1 protein-coding gene is annotated in these 1,721 nt (G+C 62.9%); it reads right to left on the minus strand.

Features of this window, described 5'->3' with window-relative positions:
• On the minus strand, positions 1–1,721 hold a 1,721-nt coding region (locus BMX62_RS12470), incomplete at both ends, for a DUF3427 domain-containing protein (RefSeq protein ID WP_143339820.1).

Below are 1,721 nucleotides of genomic sequence, written 5' to 3' on the forward strand. Positions count from 1 at the left end.
AAGAGATGGATACCGATGCCCATCTCCTCATGATGGATGATCTCCCGGCCCCGCTTGCTCTGGGGCGTTGTCTGATTCTGGGTCTGCCAGTGGAACCGGGTGTCGTCCACCCAATGGTCCAGATAGCGATGATCGGCCGCTTTGCCCTGCTTGTTCAGCGTCACCAGCAGCACATGGACCTTTTGGTCCCCGAGCACCACATGACCACTGTTCCAGCTGCCCGGATTGAACGTTGCGTTGAAAAGGCCGGGTATCTCCTCTCGGGCAAACCGCTCCCCCACCACCATCCATAACGGATCCAGCACGCCCTTGAGTCGGGCAAAGGTGCGGAACTGCTCCTGCAGTTCCGAGGTGACCACGATGTCCTCATAATCCGGGTTGTTGGCCCGGAGCCGGTACTGCCCGTTGGGGTCCTTGAGCACCTTGCGCAGCAGGTACTGGTTGTCGCCCGCCCCATCCTGGCGCTCGATGGCCAGGATGTCGCCGGTGATCCGGCCCGCACTTTCGGCACTGGCCAGTTCCAGCAGCAGATAGTCGCCATCCTGCACCGGCTGCTTGCCGCCGTTCATGGAGTTGCCGGAGGCGCGGGCGATGAAGTGCCGACCGGGATCCAGACGACCATACCCCTCCAGGGGCAGACTGCGGTATTCCTCACAATCGGCGGTGCCCGTCTTGAAGTGGCCGCAGGCGATCTTGAGGTTGGGGAAATACGGCAGCGAGACCTGCTCCGGCCTGCGGCTGGACAAGGCCGTGACCGTGGCGCCACCCAGACCCTGCCTGACCTCATAGGTGGCCAACCGGTAATCCACCAGCTCCTGTACCAGCTCTGTCAGGGTGGCAATGTGGTCTGGAGCCACCGCCGTGACGCCGATGAAACGATCTCCCTCAAGGGTGAAAAAAGACCCACCGGCCCAGGCCGACACCGGGTTCTTCCGCCAATAGCCCAGCCAGTCATCCGGTGGTTCGGTGAGACCCTGATAGGCGTCCGGCAGGTCGGCCAACAGCGGGCGTCGACGCTGCAACACCTGCCAGGAGCGGGCCGCCAGGTCCGTCAGCGTAGGCGCCTCCCGCCAGCCATCCAGCTCCTGGAAGGCCTCCAGCAGGACCATCTTGAAGCTCTTGGTCATGGCGGTAGTCTCCAGTTCCCGGAGCAGATCCGCCTGCTGCTCGATCACCGTCCGCTCATCGGTCTGAAGGTCGGGCTCCAGGGCAGCGATCAGCCCGAACCAGTGACCATACTGGCGACGCACGGCCTGCAGGCTGGCACCGGCGCGGTAGAACTCGGTCAAGGTTGGTCGACGGCCGAGGGTGTCGCGCAGGGTGTGGTACTGATCCTGCAGATCACTGCCGCCCAGGGATTTGAGAAAATCGATGAACCGCAGGTCGTAATTGACGTAACAGCCCGTGGGCAGATCCAGGCTCTGGTTTTCCAGATCGCGGGCAAACCGGGCCAGATCCTGATGGGTCATGGTCCGGTTCATCAGCGCCATGGGCTTGTGCAGAAAGCTCTGGTGATTGGCCACGAAATCCAGCACCACCAGTCGCTCCTTCGCCTCGGCCTTGCGCAGGCCCCGACCCAGTTGCTGCAGGAACAGGATGCGGGATTCAGTGGGGCGCAGCATCATCACGGTGTCGATGGCCGGCAGGTCCACCCCCTCGTTGAACAGGTCCACGCAGAACAGCACCTGCAACTGGCCGTTGGCCAATTGTTCCAGCGCCTC

It is taken from the genome of Ectothiorhodospira magna (assembly GCF_900110965.1).
Lineage (GTDB): Bacteria > Pseudomonadota > Gammaproteobacteria > Ectothiorhodospirales > Ectothiorhodospiraceae > Ectothiorhodospira > Ectothiorhodospira magna.